Raw genomic sequence first — 17,079 nt, forward strand, 5'->3', positions numbered from 1 at the left:
GTCAGTCACCAGCCAGCATGGAAAGAGGGAAGGAACGCTGCGCTGTGCCCTGCGCTCCCTTCCCTCCAGAATTTCGTTATTTGCCGTTTTTATAATCGTCGATTTTTTTGTTGGCCATTTCCTGAATGTCTTTGAGCGATGCGTCCAATTCGCCGTTCTTGAGCCACAGCGCCTCGAATTTGGAAGTAATATCCGTGCTCAACCCTGGAATGCCGGCCTCGAACGGAGTCAGCGAATAACCCACTTCACGGGCATCAAGGAACAGCTGCGCATGCTCCGGCAGGTTTCCTTCCAGAACGACGTCATCCACGCCTTGAACGGACGGCACCGCATTGCCTCCGCCTTGCAGACGGAACTTCTGTCCATCCGAGCTCAGGAATTCGGAGTAGAAGGTATAGGCCGCGTCTTTATGCTTCGACGCGCTGTTCATGACCAGGAATGCCGTCGGAATCCCGGCCGGTTCAATCTTGTTCCCCGTGTTGGTCGGCCAGGTCACGACATCGTACTCCAGGCTGGAGTTTTTCTTGAACAGTGGCAAATACCAGCGTCCGGCCCCGACGAACCCGACTTGGTTGGACATAAACATGGCGTCGCCGCCCTGCCCCTTCGGCAGCGTACCGGAGAATGTAATATTTTTCTCCTTTACGTTATCGTACAGGAACTGGAATGCTTCCTTCGCCTTCGGATCGTCATAACCGATAAACTTGCCGTTATCGTCGTAAACTTTGCCGCCGTTTGACGTTACCCAGCTGTAGTAGCTGTTCCAGGAGTTGTCCAGCACGTACCCGTACTTTTTCGAGTCGCGGATTTTCTCCACCATGCCTTTGAACGCGTCCCAGGTCCACTCACCCTTCGCCTGAAGGTCGGCCGGCATCTCCGTAATTCCTGCGTCCTTAAGCACTTTCTTGTTATACCACAGCACCATCGGATTGCAGTCGACCGGCACGCCGTAGATTTTGCCGTCACGCTTCGCCGCGCCCCACAGTCCCTCGAAATAGTCGTCCGGTTTGATTTTGCTGTCTGCCGCCGTCATTCGCGGCGTTATTTCCTCGATGCTTTTATTCTCGATCAGTTTTACAACGAAGCCATCGCCTGCATAAAACACATCGGGCGCGGTTCCTCCCGTCAGCTGAGTCAGGATTTTCTGGTCGTATTCCCCCGGAATCGGAATCAGCTCCGCTTCAATGTCCGGATGCTTCGAGTTGAAGTCCTTCGTGAACTCTTGGAAGCGGGTCAGCTCTCCGGGATTTCCCCAGGTCGCCCATTTAATCTTGACCTTCTCCCCACCCCCTTGACCGTCTTCCGACAGCGCTCCTTGGTTGTCGCTGCCGCCAGACCCGCATGCCTGAAGCGCAACCATCGTCACCAATAACACCGCAAGCAAGGACTTTCTGAGCTTTTTCATTTTTTTACTCCCCCATTCCAAAGAGTAGTCGTCTGCTTAGCACCATGGTGTGAAAACGTTTACGTGAATATTATAAAACGGCTACCTTCGCCTTTGAACGACACTAATTTCCGAAATCGTGTCATGTTTTCCTATGTTTTCTATTCTGCGAATTATTCAGCTGAAGGGCGCAGATCTGCGCGGCATTCCCTGGAATTCCGCAGGCGTCAGTCCGACGACTTTTTTGAACTGCTTGCTGAAATGCTTGGTGTCATTGAAGCCGGACATCTCCGCGACCTCATATACTTTCAGCGTTGGATTTTGCAGAAGCTCCTTTGCCCGGTTCACGCGCAGCGTAATCAAGTAGTCGATGAAATTATGTCCTGTGACCCGCTTAAACATTTCACTGAAATAATTGCGGCTGACGCACACCCTGTCTGCAACCAGCTGTAGAGAAATCGACTCTGTAAAATGCTCCGTGATATACTCGACCGCCTGCTGGACGATCCGTTGGTGCAGCGATTTATCCGGAGGCGGACAATCGGCAGGGAGGGGCAGCGACATCACGGCTACCGGGTCTGCGCTGCATTTTTCCTTGTATTGCTCCAAAATACGGTGGTCCTCTTTCTCCTTCTGCAAGCTGTGGCGCATTTCATACAGCACGGTTTTTAACGATTCCGCACTCAGCATCGGCTTTAAAATATAGTCAAAGGCACCCAGCCGGATCCCCTCGCGGACATACTCGAAATCGCTATGGCAGCTAAGCAGGAGCACCTTGACCCAAGGGCAGATCTCCCTCGTCCTGCGCGCAAGCTCAAGTCCATCCATCACCGGCATGGCAATATCGGTAATCAGAATGTCGATATCCTTGCTTTCGACCCATTTCATCGCCCGCTGGCCGTTGGAAGCCTCTCCCACCAGCTCGAATCCGTTGACTTCCCAATCAAAAGTAGACCGAATCCCCATTCTTGCGATGGCTTCATCATCAACCAACAGCACTTTGTACATCATGATCCCCCTTCAATTTTGAAAAAGTAATCGTGACCTCCGTACCCCGCATGAGCTCGCTGGTCACACTGACCCCGTATCCGTTGCCATAATACAGCCGAATCGTTTGGTGAACATGGCGCAGCCCGATGTTGGTCATCCCCCGGTTATGATGCGGCCGCTCATCGGCGAAAATTTGGGCAAGCCGCTCCTCGCTCATCCCTACGCCGTCGTCGGCGATGCTGATGATGATCTCCTCCCCCTCTTGCCGCGCACGAATCTCAATCGTACCCGGTTCATCCTTCGGGGCGATGCCGTGGAAGACCGCATTTTCAACAATCGGCTGGAGAAGCATGCGCGGAATCGGAATTTGCTTCAGCTCTTCCGGACAATCCATAAGCAGCGTGATGGCGTTGTCATATCGGTACCCTTGAATGACCATGTATTTCTGCAGCAGGTCCAGCTCTTCTCCTAATTGGATGAAAACGCCGCTTCGCCCCATGCTGACCTCGAGCAGCTGAACGAGCGAAGTCACGGCTTTGTCTACGTCGTTCGTGCGGTTCAGCTTGGCAAGCCAGCGGATCGAATTGAGCGTGTTGTACAGAAAATGCGGATTAATCTGATACCGAAGGGCCCGGATTTCAGCCTTCTTCTTCTCGGATTCCTCCTTGGCGATCCGCTCGACGAGCAGCTCAATCTGTTCAATCATCTTGTTGAAGCTGCGGCCAAGCTGCCCGATTTCATTGCGTCCGACGCTGCGGCTGCGGATGGTCAAGTCGCCGGCTTCTCCTTTGCGCATCAAGCGGCTCAAGTAGACGAGCGGATTCCCGATTCGGCGTGTAACGTAGTAGCCCATGCCAATCGCCAGCACGATGGAGCACAGGGCAATCAACACCGTCAGATTTCGAATGCTGGATGAGTCTGCAGTCAACTCCTCGAGCGGTACGACGCCTACCACGAGCCAGCCGTTGTTCAGTCGCTCTGGAATCATGAGCGTGTTGCGCCGGCCTTCGCGCAGCTGCATTTTCCGGGCCGGCAGCGGCAGCTTGGACATCTCACCGTACTCGTTCGGATCGGGATGGTAGAAATATTGGTTCCGGTCGTTGACGATGTAGACGTAACCCGTATCGCCGAATTGAACGCGGTTCAGCTCATCGATCAGCACGTTTCCCATCACCTCGACAAACATGACGCCGATGACTTCGCCCGTCTCCCAGCTCCGGATAGCCCGGCCGAGACCAAAAACCGGGAATCCCATCCCGGTCCTTTTCAGGTATGAAGTTTCGGAGAGCCCAAACCATACGGTATTGCCGTTAGCTTTCAATATGGCCTTATACCAGTCGGAATCCCACTGATTCGGAATCGACATGAGGGAGTCTGCGCTAAGCACCGAATTTTTGCCTTTTGTATCAAAAATATAAATATCGAGAATTTCCGGCGAATTGATCATAATCGAAGTCAGCATATCTTTGCCGTCCTTCACCTTAAGCGTTGTTTCGTAGGCGTTATCACCCTGTCTCTGCTCCAAAATGTTGTGGACGATTTTACTGTTGAGTACCATCATCGAGGAGTCGTCCAGTTTCTTGAAAAACATGTTGAGCTTATCGCTCACCTGCACAATCGTTAGCGCGGCCACTTTACTGACCTGCTCTTCAACGATCATGGACGATTTGTGGTAGGATATGAATCCTCCGATCAGGACAGGAAGAGTCATCCCGAAGAAAAAAAAGAGGAATAGCTGCACGACAATCGAGTGTAATGGGGGGAAACGAGTGTGGAACCAGGATCTCATTGTTGCGAATCACCCTCTTTTTTCAAAAGTATCACTTGCGTAATGCTATTTTATATATGAATGATTGCGCTTTCAAAGCAATGTTGTGAAAATTCCGAACAAAGCACGAAATATCGTAAGAAAAACCTCTTACGACGTACTAATAAATCAGGAGAATAAGCGGCTAACAGAAGCAAGATAGGCTTAAACGTTGGAAACCGGAGGGGATTTTTCGTAGGAAGAACAGGTCGTATGAATCATAGTTATCCTGAAAAGTTGACGGGCGATTGCTCAGGCTGCCAGGCAGGCTGGTGGCAAACCCCATGAGGATTTAGCCGCCGAAACAATTGCTTGCAAAATTATTATGTGTTCAACGTAAGGGCCCTACCCGTTGAGACTTGGGAGTGGAAATCTTCAGGAGCGGGAAAAAATACGCCTATTAAAAAAAAGCCGGCCAAGTCAAGCGGCTGGCTACTATTGCTATTGGTTCGACAATGGCTTGCAGTACCATTTCGCCTTGCTTTTCAACAAGTTTGCCATTTATCGTTCCGCGTTGTCTTTGCTGATCATACCGTGTTAACTCATGATGTCCCATCCATCCGTTTATTCGGGATAAGCATGCTCCTCAGCTGCCTGATAATCCAACTTGCGGCAGTCGATCGTGAGGCATCGAGATCATGCGATTTACCCGAAACATGGAAGCTTGTGGCTCAACCGGCCCATACATCCTTCACATAGTTACCTGCCGCTTCAAGCGCGGCTAGCCATTCAGCCGCTTCTTCACGGCTTGCCCCGCTTCTTTCCCGATAGGAGTCCATGATCGTCTGTTCCACCTGCGGAGCCATCCGCGACCCATCGCCGCAGATGTACAGCTTAGCCCCGGTTTCGAGCAACGGCAGCAGCAGCTCTCCGTCCTGCTTCATAAGATGCTGGACATAGCACTTATCAACGCCGTCCACTCTGGAGTATGCCGTATGAAGCGTTACCAGGCCATCCCTTTCCGCCTGCTCAAACTCCGCGCGGTATAGGTAATCACGTTCCGGGTTCCTGCAGCCAAAGTACAGATGGGCTTCACCCAGCACCTTCCCTGCCGCTTGGAGTGCCCGTCTGGCCTGGATAAAGCCTCTGAACGGAGCCACGCCCGTGCCAGGACCTACCATGATCAGCGGTGTGGCGGAATCCTCCGGAAGTGCAAAGCCGGATTCAGGAGACCGGACGAATATCAGCACCTCGGCTCCCGGTTCAAGCCCGGCCAAGTAGTTGGAGGCGATGCCGCGGTACTCTCCCTTGCCGTTCCATGCTTCTCCCCGAACTACGCCAACCGTGATGCTGGCCGTGTCTTGGCTGACTTGGGGCGAGCTGGAGATGGAGTAATATCTTGGCTTCAGCGCCGGCAGCAGCTCCAGAAAACGAGCAAACGGCAGCTCACAGGCATCGTACTGCTCGAGCAGGTCGAGCATCGTAACCCTCTTCGCCCGAATGTCCGTTTGGAACGTCTCTTCTACGAGCAACGCCTCGAGTTCCTTGGCATGCGGCGGACATATCGTACACGCTGCCATTTCCCGGATTTGAGCCCGGGTTGCCGGTTCCTGCAGCTCTACGCTGCGGGACAGCAGTTCGTCAAGCCGGACCGGAACACCTGCCTTCAAATGTGGAATGTTTTTCCCGCTTGCTTCCAGAATCAGGTGCGCGGAGCCATCCAGCCGGAATCGACGGAGTACCCGCCGCACCAATGGCTCAGGGTTGACCGGGAGCACGCCCAGATGATCGCCCTCGCGATAAGTCGCACCTTCCGGCAACGCAATTTCGACGTGCTGCGTGACCCTTCCGCTGTCTGCATGCTGAAGATTGAAGCTGCGCACAATCCGTCCGGATACGGCTCCGTAGGTTTCCGCCAGCGGAACGGCGGCCACGCCCTGGACAAAACGCAGGGACAGCGTGCTCCGTTTCGGCTCGCGGTTGGCCACGACCGGCAGTCCCAGCGCCTTCATCAAATCCGGCCATAAATGCTCCGTCCAGTCGTCAACTTCCCGTTCAAAATCGCCGCTGGCATCGCTCTCCCCGCGCGGGAGAAGCTGCTTCGCCCCTTTGGCGGTCAGCAGCTCATCAATCAGGCGCGGGATCCGCTGGTACGTGCTGGCCCAATTATGATCCCCGCAGCCGAATACCGCGTAGCGGACACCCTGGATGTCCGAATTCTCGGCGGATTCCAGCCACTCGATGAAAGCCTTCGCATTAGAGGGAGGCTGGCCGTTATAGGAAGCCGTTACGATGATCACCGCTCCCTCCTTGGGAAGGGCGCCGGCGTAGTCGTCCAAGGTACCGACCTGACTGTCGAATCCCTGGTACTTGGCGAGATCGGCTACTTCTCTGGCAATGCCTTCGGCCGTGCCCAAATTGGAACCATACAGGACGAGCAGCGGCGTATGATGTGCGTTTTCCGCCAATGAAGCCGGCTTGCTGGATTCGCGCGCAGCGGTATCCACCGGTTCGGTGCTGCCGTAACCCATCGGAATGACGGCGCCCCTCCGGTTGACGCGAACCCGAAACCCTTCCGGTTTCAGCGTCAGCGTCTCTTTTACCTTGAGTTCGTAGTGGTCGGCATCCATCAGGTCAAAATACTTGAGCACCATACCGAGCACCAAGGTAGCTTCCTGCAGGGCGAACTGCTGCCCGATGCACGCCCGCTGACCGTTGCCAAACGGCTTATACGCGTCATGAGGCACCTTGCTTGGATCCTCAAAACGCTCGGGTCTGAACGCCTCCACATCGTCCCCCCAGACGCGCGCATCCCTGTGAAGAGCCGGAATGAGCACGGTCACGCTATTACCCTTTTGGATCGGATAGTTTCCCCCAATCCATGTATCTTCTTTGGCAAAGAGCGAGAAAGCAGGCGCCGTGGGCCATAACCGCAGAGACTCGCTTAGAACCATTCGGACGTATTTCAGGTCCCGCACCTGGTTATATGTCGGTATCGGGTCTTTCAGGACGCGGTCCACCTCTTCCACCGCTTTACGCAGCTTATCGGGGTTTTTCATCAGAAAATAGATCGCAAAGGAGAGCAGGCCGCTGGTCGTTTCATGCCCTGCGATCAGAAATGTAATGATCTGGTAGCGGATATTTTCTTGATCCAGACGCTCACCTGTATCCGCATCGACGCCTTCCAGCATGTGCGCGAGCAGATCATCCTCATTCCAGCCTTGCGCCTTACGCTCCCGGATCAATTCGTCGACGAGCGAGAACATCGCCTGGATATCCTCTTGAAACTGCCGTTTCTTCCGGACCATAAACATATCCTGGATGCCCAAGCGGTGAAGCTGGTTCATCCCTTCGTCAAGCGCCCGCACCATCGCGTCGATAAAGGGATGGTTGTCTTCCCGGTAAAAACTGTTGAAACGGTAACTAAATCCGCACAATCCGATCGTATCGAGCGTGAGCCGCGTCATGTCCGCAGGAACGTCCACCGTTTCGCCCGGGTTCAGCCGCCCCCATTTTTGAATCAGCTGCAAGGCGATATCCAGCATTTTTGCATGATAACCCTGCATCGCCCGCTGGCTGAAGCTGGACAGCAAAATGTTATGGGCTTTTTTCCAATTCGTTTCCTGGGTCGCACTCGTAAACAAACCGTCGCCTGCAAAAGTGCGCACGTTTTGCAGCGGAGCCCAGATCCGTTTATCAAAGCGCTTTTCGTCGCAAGCGTCCTTCACATATTCATGGCCGGATACGTAGATCTCTTTGCGGCCACCGGGATATTGGAACTGAAAGATCGGTCCGAGCTCCGAAGCGACCTTCACCAACGATTGCACCGGCGCGGCGGAATCCAGCAGCGGCAGATTTCCTAATGGCCCATAGGTTTTAGGCTGAGGCACCTGAATGGTTTCTGTCATGTTTTTTCCCTCCATCATCCTGTTAGGTTCTCTTTAATCCAGCCTTTATAATAGGCTGCTAACACGCCTGACAAAACCGACTGACCAAAATGGTAATACGGTCAAAATATAAGAAAAAAGGAGGATCTGACAGCTGCTTGGCTGCGAAAGCCTGCCAACGCTATCCTATCCTACCTTTTACCATAACATGATATGAACTCCCGCACATCAGCCAGAGGTCCGGAATTCATCGGTCAGGCCGAGGGCTGCTTGTTACTTTTCAGCCAGGATTATTTCAGTCATACACGACTTCCGTCCTGGCGATAAAGTCATGAATCGATCGTTTATCCCCACGCATCCCCGCAATCAATCACCCTTCGGATCCGGATCATGCTTATAGATTAGGGAGGAGACTAATATACGGTTTGTTCAATCTGGCAAGGAGGAAAACCATGTATATCCTGAATCATGTAAAAATCATCTTGTTTCAAGGAGAATTGTGTTCGATATAAATATGCAATAACAAGAAGCTCTACGTTGTTTTCTGAGATATAAGTCTCGTACCTAAAACAGTTTATCGAGCATTAGACGTGTTGTCTGCTGAAATGCATACGTAGCCAGCAAGCATAGGAGTTACTTTATTTTAATGACCACCTTTCCTTTGGCACTTCCGCCTTGCAGGTACGAGAATGCTTGCGCAGTCTCTTCCAAATGATACACCTTATCAATAACGGGCTTAATATGGCCACCTTCAATGAATTCTTTTAAAACCTTCAATTGTGTTCCACTCGATTTCATGAAAAGGAAATGATATCTTGCATGGAACTTCTTCTCAAGCGCTGTGATCTTACGGCTCACGATCGACAAAATGGCTGTTTTCATCCAACCCAACTTTGCTTCTTTTCCAAATCTTGCGTTTGGCAAGCCAGAGATGGATACGATTTGTCCACCTGGTTTCAGAACACGGAACGACTTTTCCAAAGCCGCTCCTCCTAGAGTATCAAAAACGGCGTCATATCCGGAAAGCATTTCTTCAAAGTTATCTTTTTTATAATTAATGATCAGATCGGCGCCCATCGATTTGACCAACTCATATCCTTTATCGCTTGCTGTTGTTGCAACAAAAGCTCCCATCCATTTGGCCAATTGAATGGCAAACGTCCCCACGCCTCCTGAACCTGCGTGAATCAAAATTTTTTGGCCCTTTTGAAGATGCAAAATATCGTTGAAGGCTTGGTAAGTCGTAAGTCCGACCAGCGGAATCGATGCAGCTTCTTCAAAGTTTAGATTCTGCGGCTTTAAACAAATATCTTCCTCATGTACAGCAATGTATTCCGCCAATGTGCCGATACGGCTTTTGCGTGGTCTGCCATAAACTTCATCACCGGGTTTGAATGCACTCACCCGTTCGCCAACCTTCACGATGACGCCGGAGAAATCATTGCCTAAGATCAGAGGGAACTTGTAACTCAACAGGAGCTTTACTTTCCCTTCCTTAATTTTATAGTCGATCGGATTTAAGCTGGCTGCATGGATTTCCACCAACACATCATGTTCTCCGATAGGAGGCACCGGTTGTTCTGTCAACGCTAAGGGAACATTTTTCCCGTATTTTTCAATGGTTATAGCCTTCATTTAATATCACTCCATTATGATTATTAGTTTAAACAAACGAACCAATAGGGCAAAAATAATCCTGATTTACAGGATTCCACTTAAGTCTATCGATAGTCACTGAGGCCAAGCGCACTCTGCTTCAATGGCAGCAATCAAGGTTTTGATTTGTTCGAGCGGTTCGCGGACGGTCAATATATAATAATTTTCTACGCCCTTTTTCTCGGATCGTATAAAACCAGACTGTTTCAGCACCTTCAGATGATGGGAGACTGCCGGCCTAGACAAATTGATATGGCCCGATATCGCATTAACATTCAGTCCCGATTTGTTCTGTGCCAGCACCATAATAATAGCTTGGCGGTTTTCATCGGTCAGCACTTCCAACAGCGGGATGGACTCTTTAAATTGTTGCAGGACTTGCTCGGTTTGCTGGCTCATACGATCCATCCTTTCTGTTCATTCGTTTAATCGCTTAAACGTAATTATAATCATAGTGCTTGCTAAAATCAAGCGTAAGCAGTGATTAATTCCCCCTTTCCGGCAATCCCAACTGAAATCATATCCCCGACAATCCATCTGCCACCTTTGGAATAGACGCGCATCTGTTCGGCCATCCGCTCGAGTTCGGCCGTCGCCGCAGGCGAGGGGCAATCAAGCTGTGCGGCCGTCGAGTTCCGCAAGAAGCGCCGCAGCATGGCCATAAGCAGCCTTTCCGGCAGAGTCTGCAGCACAAAGATTTGCCCCCCTAAATCAATCTTCTCTTTAGTATCAGTGAGTAATCATAGAGGTCATCCTTAATATAATCCGGCTTCTGTGCACCAAAGAATATAGTTCAAAGGCTGACGGTTCATGGCGCATTCAGTTTCGGCAAGTTTTCTATCTGGTCTAATGCTTGGATTCCATACTTCAACTCGACATCCTGTCCGTTCATTACGCTTTCTTGAAACGTTTCTTCGTTTAGCGGGATTTTAACGTCGGGCGCCACGCCGCCTTCCCCGGATTGGTCGGCGTCGCCTTGAACTATTTTGTCTTGATTGAGGGACCTTCCATCGGGGAATTGGAGGATGTACCCCTCGGGCATCTTTATTTCGATCGGGCTGCTCATAAGTCCAAATGAACCTGCTGTAGATGTAAATCCTACAATTTTTACATTCGGCAAGCCTTTTAATACAAGAGGCATTCCTTCCCCCGAACTGCCGGTTCCGCTGTTGATCAAGAGGGCTACTTTGCCGTCGAAATAAGGCTTTGCAGGTTTGACCGTGACGACCTCATTCCGGTTCAGTTCAAACTTTCCATTGTACCTGTTGTAATAACTGACATATTCATAGTGTTTTTTCTCATTGACGAAGAAACCGGCCAGATTTGCGGCCAACTGATCGTCCCCTCCCGGATTGTTCCTTAGGTCGATAATCAAGCCTTTCGCGTGCTCTTCCTGAAACTTCTTTAAGAGGTTCGCCAAGCTTTTTTCGGGTGCGGTGACGCTTTGTTCGGGGAGAAAATGCTTGATTTTCACATAACCGTATCCGTTGTTCATAAGTTCGCCTTCGACCGGGGAGACATCCAAATCGGCCTGGGTGAGTTTGGTCCTCGTCCTTTTGAGCGTTTCGAATTGATCGTCATAAGCCGTCAGCTTCGTTTGGACGGACTTCGTCTCTCCCCAATTGCGAAACTCGACTTGTACTTCTTTGCCGATGGGCGCCCGAGCCATAAACCGTCCCTGATTGAACCTCTTCGCTTCAGCCGTAGCCACGCTAGTCTCGCTCCAAGTCGTCCGGTCGAAAGCATCTTTTCCCGTTTTTCCGTCCCACATCACGATTTCCGCGCCCAGCTTGATTCCGCTTTTCTCAGCGGGGCTATTCTCCAAAATCAGATTCACGAACACCTTCCCGTTATCCAATTGAACGGTGCTAAGTCCGAAGCCGCCTCCTACCTCTTTCTTAAACACCTTATTCCCGTCGTATACATTGTCGTTAACGATTTTGACGTGTCCGTCCCGCAGAGAAAACAGATATTCTCTTAACGTTTTATAATACAAGTCGAAGTTTTTATCTTTCTCGGCCTGTTCGAATATCGGCTCGTATTTGCTTCGGCGTTCATTCCAGTCGATTTTCTTCCATTCCCCGAACGGGTACTCGCGCGACAATCTCTCGTTCATTTCCACGAAAGCTTGGGAGTAGCGCATTCCGCTTAAATCACTAACCGGGTTGTACCGCAATACTCCCGCATACATAACTACAATCACAATGGGAACAACTCCGGACACGCAGATTGCGCTTCTAATGCTCCTGGATGCTTTATTCTTCGGAGCAGTCCGGACTTTAGGCTTAAACAGTCTCTTGATTGTACATAAAAACAGAAGCAGCGTCAGTGAATCGATGATTAGCGCCGGAATCGTAGTATCTCCGGATACAATACTTGCCAGGGCCGCGAGCATGCCCACGCCGGGCAAAAAATCAAACCATCTGTAATGCTTCTTGATCGGAACCGCGTAAATCGTCAATACGAATAAGTTGATGATGCACATCATCAACTCATACACCGTCAACCACTTTACCGAATCGATCGTGCCGATAACGCTCATCATTCGTCTCCTCCACTCATTTTCTTCTGTATTCGGTGCGATACATACGGAAGAATACGGGGGAAATATGAACGGAGCATGAACTGATTTAGGTTTTGACAGGTGGAATGGCGGGAAGATGAACGACGACATTCGTGCCTTGCCCGGCTTTGCTTTGAATATGAATGCTACCTTGGTGAAGATCGACGATTTTTTTGACGATGGCGAGGCCCAGGCCGTTGCCGGCGCTGCGGTTCCGGGACCGATCCGCCTTGTAAAAACGCTCGAAAACGCGGCTGAGTTGTTCAGGCGCAATGCCGATTCCGGAATCGGATAAAGTCACGATATATTCATCCATGCGAATCGTTATTTGAATATGTATGAATCCCCCTTCGGGGGTAAACTTGATGCTGTTGCCAAGCAGGTTCATCCACACTTGATTAAGTTGATCCTTATCTGCCGTTATTTCAGCAGCCAGAGGCAAGTCCAGCTCCATGCGAATCTTTTTTCCCGACCATAGGGGTTCGCAGTTCACGACAGCCTGCCTTATTTGTTCGTCAAGATGATACGCGGCGTACTCCAAAGGATGGTGATTGGAATCGAGGGACGCAAGCTTGAGTAAATTATCGCCGAGTCTGGACAATCTGCCGCTTTCCGTCAAAATGATATCCAGATACTGAATGCGCTCGTTTTCGGGAATCGGTTTGATATCCTTCAGCGCTTTCGCAAAACCGGAAATGGACGTTAACGGAGACTGGATCTCATGGGATACATTCGAGACAAAGTCCTGACGCATCTGCTCCAATTGTTTAAGATCAACCGCCATTTCATTAAAGCTCCGAGCCAAAATTCCCAACTCGTCCTTGCGCTTAACGCCCAATTCCACGTCAAAATCGCCCTTCGCAAGTCGCTTCGTCGCGGCGGTAAGCGCCTTGATCGGTTTTACAACATAGATGGCGGCGATGAGAATGCAGAAGCTTCCCGTAATCAGGACAAATCCAAGGATGGTCAACATCAAGTGAGTGAGGGTCGATTCGTTTTTGGATGAGGGCAGCAAAAATAATGCTTGGCGCTCGCCGCCGATTTGGAAAGGCAGCCCGATGAACGTCGTCTCGTCCTTGGAAGTCGACCGGTATATCGCCCCCTCCATGACTTTTCGAATGGAATCCGGCGAAATGGCAAGATCATCCGTGTCCGGGAGGAATTTGAATGATTTCATGACTCCAGAGCCGGCGTATAGTTGGACGGAGTAGGAGGTTAACTGCACCATGCTTTGCATGAATCGATCCGGATTTTCAGGGCGCGTTTGTTCGTAGACTCGGACAATCTCCTCTCCGGCAGCGATCATATCGTTTTGCCCTATCCGGTCTATTTTTCCCTCAAACAGGGCGAGACCGGCAAGAACGGAAACAACCAGACCTACGGCCATGGCAGCCAAAAACGTTAACACGACGCGGACGTATAAAGACCTCGTCATTTACTCACCTCAAGCCGGTACCCAAGACTGCGTACGGTTTCGATACGGAAATGCTCGGCATCATCGGCGAAACGCTCTCTTATTCTCTTAATGTGGACGTCGACGGTTCGGTCGTCGCCTTTGTAGTCCATCCCCCAAATTTGCACGATAAGCTGCTCTCTGGTCAATATTTGTCCTGGATGGCAGGCCAGCTTGAACAGAAGCTCAAATTCTTTTAACGGCAGTATAAGTTCTTCGCCTTTGCGGAAGATTTTGAGGGCTCGTCGATCCAGCATGATGTCGCCTAATTGAACGACCTGGGATGAAGCGATTCGATACCTCTTCAACAGTGCTTTTACCCTCATCACAAGCTCGACGGGATCGAAAGGCTTGGTCACATAATCGTCCGTCCCAAGCTGGAAGCCTTTCACCTTTTGGCTCGCTTCCCCTTTGGCCGTTACCATCAGCAACGGAATTTCCGGATACAGCCTGCGGATCTCTCTGCACAGCTCCCATCCGTCCATATGCGGCATCAGAATATCGAGAATAACGATATCAACCACCGAATTTTCCATCATGGAAAGCGCCTCGGTCCCGTCTGTCGCCTCGACAGTGTCAAACCCTTCGTTTTGCAAATATAAGATCATGAGTTTGCGAATATGTGCGTCGTCGTCTACGACAAGAATTTTGGCCATAATCCCCTTCTGTCCCCTTTAGAAAAAGTTCGATGGTGTGAGTGCTATAGCTTCACCTGAGAACAGTATATTTGAAGTGCGTTGCGTTATCACCGTAATTTCGTAATTTCGATAATAGATACCAGTAATCTCTAGCATGATCATCCATGCCCTCGCGACCAAGACGATGGATACTTCCGCAAATGTCCATACTTCAAATCAATCGCAAACCAGTCCTTTGGACTAATCCCCCCGTTAGCTCAAATAAAAAAGCCGATCCTTCAGAACGGCTGCAGCTTGACGTTGATCTCATGAAGTGAATCTATACCAGAGTGATTGCCCTTTCAATTCATCGTTGCTGGACAGTCAAAATCACACCTATTGCTGAAGGCGAGGCAGAAAACAGCCCGGTAATAAACCGGGCTTAAAACATGATCCGGAAGAACAGGTTTTGTGTCATGAGCTCCTGGCATTTTGAGAACCTCCTCTTGATTTACAATTCATTAGACACCAGAGGAAGCCAAAAAGCCACGAACATACCCAAAATATTAAGTAATTACATCGTTTTATTTTTTTACTGCGAAATTATCTCTCCATCGTTCATCGGTTAATTCCATGTATGTTCTGGTCTTTTCGGCTAACGGTATATGTTCTTGTCGCCTTACAAGTTGAATCAGTCAGCTGTCTCACTTCATATAGCGATATTCCAGGAGATTCTTCAAATTTGAGATTTTCTGCTGCAGCTTCTCCCCGACGTTGGTTTCCCTCACCAGCTTCCGCTCCAGTTCTTTGTCCACCAGTCTTTTTACGGACAATACGTCCGTTCCGTTGCATAACACATCTTCCCTGGAATTGAATTTCTGATGGGCTACAAGCTGCATGCCAAAGGAATTATACAGCAAGGTATATCCGGCGATACCCGTTGTAGACTGATAAGCTTTGGAAAAACCGCCGTCGATGACGACCATTTTGCCGTTTGCTTTAACGGGATTCTCTCCACGAATTTCTCTAACAGGCGTGTGGCCGTTAATGATATGTCCATGGTCCGGATTCAAACCAAACTCCAGCAGGATTTTTCGGCAGATCTCCTCATGTTCACGCAAATAGTAGTAAGGGTTCTTCCTCTCCTTATGGGTTTCTTTATCTTGGATAAAGTACCGTTCAAAGGTGGTCATTTCTCTCTTTCCAAAAAGCGAGGAGCATTCCCCTGTCCAGATGTACCACACCATATCCGTCGCCAAATCATCCGTTTCTTCCGGATGCGCAAAGGCATAACGTAAATAATATTCAAAAACATCGAGCAGCTGACGGCCCGAATACGTCTTGTCTTCAATCCGCATTGCTTCCATGTTTCCTTCTTCATCCAAAGGAATACAGCCGTGGATTAACAAATTCCCGTTGTATTTTAAATATAGGCTGCCCTTTTTCATAAGAAAATTCATATGTCTGGCCAGCTTTTCGGAATGCTGTACGGAGAACAACAGCTTTTCCAGCACCTGCTGTTCTTCCTCCAGCAATTGTTCAGGCTGCTGCGGATTTACGGTTGTGAAACAGGTATTCTCAAGCGGGTAGGTTTTTCCTCTGATCTTGATTTCATTGTTTTCGTAATCGATCTGCTCAAGCAAAAGCCGTTCAGACATATTAAAGTAAGGGCGTCTCTTGATAATCGGGATTTCAAGCTTAAACTGGATCATGGCAATGGCTTGATGAATTTTGGTAATCTGCAGGATTTCCTGCTCCGATACGGTATGGCCTTGCTGCAGCTTCGGTCTGAAGGCCGGATTGTCATCATAGTATTTCTCCGCCAAGTTCAGCAGTGGGCGAAGATTGATTCCGTATGCGTCTTCAATGATGTTCAGATTGTCGTATCTGGCGCAGATCCGGATAATATTCGCAAGGCAGACCAGGGAACCCGCATAGGCGCCGATCCACAGGACATCATGGTTCCCCCACTGAATGTCTACAGAATGATAGTTGATCAGCGTGTCCATAATTTTATCGGGGTCCGGCCCGCGGTCATAGATATCTCCGACCACATGAAGATGGTCCACCACCAAGCGCTGGGTTGTGTAAGCAAGGCCGATAATGAGCTTGTCAGCCAGGCCCAAGGAGATAACTTGCCGGTATATTTCCTCATAATAAGGATCCTTATTGTTGGTCGAATCCGTCTTGTAAAGAAGCTCTTCGACAATATATACAAACTGCTCCGGCAGAGCTTTGCGCAATTTCGAGCGCGTGTATTTGGAAGAGGCATAAGAAATGAGCTTAAGCATGTGTTCAATCGTTTGTCTATACCACCGTTTCAAGGCTTGTTTATTGCACAGGTCTCCTTTGACGAGCCGTATTTTTTCTTCCGGATAATAAACTAACGCCGCAAAATCGTTGATTTCTCGATCCGTCCAAGCCTCACCGAACAAAGCTCTGATTTTCTCTTTTACGGTACCCGATCCGTTTCTTAATACATGCTGAAAAGCCTGGAACTCCCCATGCAAGTCACTGACAAAATGCTCCGTTCCCTTGGGGAGGTTGGAAATCGCTTCAAGGTTGATGATCTCTGTGATGACTTTTTCTTCCGTATCATATTTCTGGGCCAATAAATCTAGAAACTGCGAATCCAAAACAGAAGTCCCCCTTCAAGGAAAGATGGTGATGCATAGGTTCTTTCTTTTAATAATCATAACATAAGCCAAAATTCTAACATCATTCATCATTTTTTCGATTAGCATCGACTCATGATTAACATACGATTACTCTCTCCTGTTAT

The 17,079-nt window shown here is 49.7% G+C and carries 11 protein-coding genes; all 11 read right to left on the reverse strand.

Annotation, left to right across the window (positions count from 1 at the left end; translation table 11 throughout):
* Positions 1 to 76 precede the first annotated feature (76 nt).
* The 11 genes from RJP21_RS17670 to RJP21_RS17720 all read right to left on the reverse strand — a co-directional run bounded on the left by RJP21_RS17670 (position 77) and on the right by RJP21_RS17720 (position 16,933).
* Positions 77 to 1,405, reverse strand: coding sequence for an ABC transporter substrate-binding protein (locus RJP21_RS17670; protein ID WP_310860446.1), 1,329 nt, complete (start codon positions 1,403 to 1,405; stop codon positions 77 to 79).
* A gap of 156 nt (positions 1,406 to 1,561) precedes the next feature.
* Entirely contained in the window at positions 1,562 to 2,395 is an 834-nt protein-coding gene (locus tag RJP21_RS17675; RefSeq protein ID WP_310860447.1) for a response regulator, read from the reverse strand.
* Positions 2,370 to 4,163 carry a sensor histidine kinase gene (locus tag RJP21_RS17680; RefSeq protein WP_310860448.1) on the reverse strand — a complete coding sequence of 598 codons (1,794 nt, stop codon included), beginning with the start codon at positions 4,161 to 4,163 and terminating at the stop codon, positions 2,370 to 2,372. Before RJP21_RS17680 ends, RJP21_RS17675 begins: the two co-directional genes overlap by 26 nt.
* A gap of 689 nt (positions 4,164 to 4,852) precedes the next feature.
* Positions 4,853 to 8,029, reverse strand: coding sequence for a bifunctional cytochrome P450/NADPH--P450 reductase (locus RJP21_RS17685; RefSeq protein ID WP_310860449.1), 3,177 nt, complete (start codon positions 8,027 to 8,029; stop codon positions 4,853 to 4,855).
* A 612-nt stretch (positions 8,030 to 8,641) separates the two neighbouring features.
* Complete coding sequence (locus RJP21_RS17690; protein WP_310860450.1) at positions 8,642 to 9,643, reverse strand: NADP-dependent oxidoreductase; 1,002 nt, start codon at positions 9,641 to 9,643, stop codon at positions 8,642 to 8,644.
* Between the two features lie 96 nt (positions 9,644 to 9,739).
* On the reverse strand, positions 9,740 to 10,063 hold the full coding sequence (locus RJP21_RS17695; RefSeq protein ID WP_310860451.1) for an ArsR/SmtB family transcription factor: 324 nt from the start codon (positions 10,061 to 10,063) through the stop codon (positions 9,740 to 9,742).
* A 68-nt stretch (positions 10,064 to 10,131) separates the two neighbouring features.
* The gene (locus RJP21_RS17700) at positions 10,132 to 10,356 is read right to left on the reverse strand and encodes a hypothetical protein (protein ID WP_310860452.1); all 225 of its coding nucleotides are present in this window, start codon (positions 10,354 to 10,356) and stop codon (positions 10,132 to 10,134) included.
* Between the two features lie 116 nt (positions 10,357 to 10,472).
* On the reverse strand, positions 10,473 to 12,209 hold the full coding sequence (locus tag RJP21_RS17705) for a S41 family peptidase (RefSeq protein WP_310860453.1): 1,737 nt from the start codon (positions 12,207 to 12,209) through the stop codon (positions 10,473 to 10,475).
* An 85-nt stretch (positions 12,210 to 12,294) separates the two neighbouring features.
* Entirely contained in the window at positions 12,295 to 13,662 is a 1,368-nt protein-coding gene (locus RJP21_RS17710) for a sensor histidine kinase (protein ID WP_310860454.1), read from the reverse strand.
* Positions 13,659 to 14,336, reverse strand: coding sequence for a response regulator transcription factor (locus RJP21_RS17715; RefSeq protein ID WP_310860455.1), 678 nt, complete (start codon positions 14,334 to 14,336; stop codon positions 13,659 to 13,661). Before RJP21_RS17715 ends, RJP21_RS17710 begins: the two co-directional genes overlap by 4 nt.
* 665 nt (positions 14,337 to 15,001) lie before the next feature.
* Positions 15,002 to 16,933: a fructose-1,6-bisphosphatase gene (locus tag RJP21_RS17720; RefSeq protein WP_310860456.1), complete on the reverse strand. Its 1,932-nt coding sequence runs from the start codon at positions 16,931 to 16,933 to the stop codon at positions 15,002 to 15,004.
* Positions 16,934 to 17,079: the final 146 nt, after the last annotated feature.

The sequence above is a fragment of the Paenibacillus sp. VCA1 genome (assembly GCF_031583795.1).
Taxonomy (GTDB): domain Bacteria; phylum Bacillota; class Bacilli; order Paenibacillales; family Paenibacillaceae; genus Paenibacillus_AQ; species Paenibacillus_AQ albilobatus.

What these genes read in the sequence shown, in the direction of transcription:
- RJP21_RS17710 (WP_310860454.1), bottom strand. Translation starts at nt 13,662, where the DNA reads ATGACGAGGTCTTTATACGTCCGCGTCGTGTTAACGTTTTTGGCTGCC.
- RJP21_RS17680 (WP_310860448.1), bottom strand. Translation starts at nt 4,163, where the DNA reads ATGAGATCCTGGTTCCACACTCGTTTCCCCCCATTACACTCGATTGTC.
- RJP21_RS17705 (WP_310860453.1), bottom strand. Translation starts at nt 12,209, where the DNA reads ATGATGAGCGTTATCGGCACGATCGATTCGGTAAAGTGGTTGACGGTG.
- RJP21_RS17715 (WP_310860455.1), bottom strand. Translation starts at nt 14,336, where the DNA reads ATGGCCAAAATTCTTGTCGTAGACGACGACGCACATATTCGCAAACTC.
- RJP21_RS17670 (WP_310860446.1), bottom strand. Translation starts at nt 1,405, where the DNA reads ATGAAAAAGCTCAGAAAGTCCTTGCTTGCGGTGTTATTGGTGACGATG.
- RJP21_RS17675 (WP_310860447.1), bottom strand. Translation starts at nt 2,395, where the DNA reads ATGATGTACAAAGTGCTGTTGGTTGATGATGAAGCCATCGCAAGAATG.
- RJP21_RS17685 (WP_310860449.1), bottom strand. Translation starts at nt 8,029, where the DNA reads ATGACAGAAACCATTCAGGTGCCTCAGCCTAAAACCTATGGGCCATTA.
- RJP21_RS17690 (WP_310860450.1), bottom strand. Translation starts at nt 9,643, where the DNA reads ATGAAGGCTATAACCATTGAAAAATACGGGAAAAATGTTCCCTTAGCG.
- RJP21_RS17695 (WP_310860451.1), bottom strand. Translation starts at nt 10,063, where the DNA reads ATGAGCCAGCAAACCGAGCAAGTCCTGCAACAATTTAAAGAGTCCATC.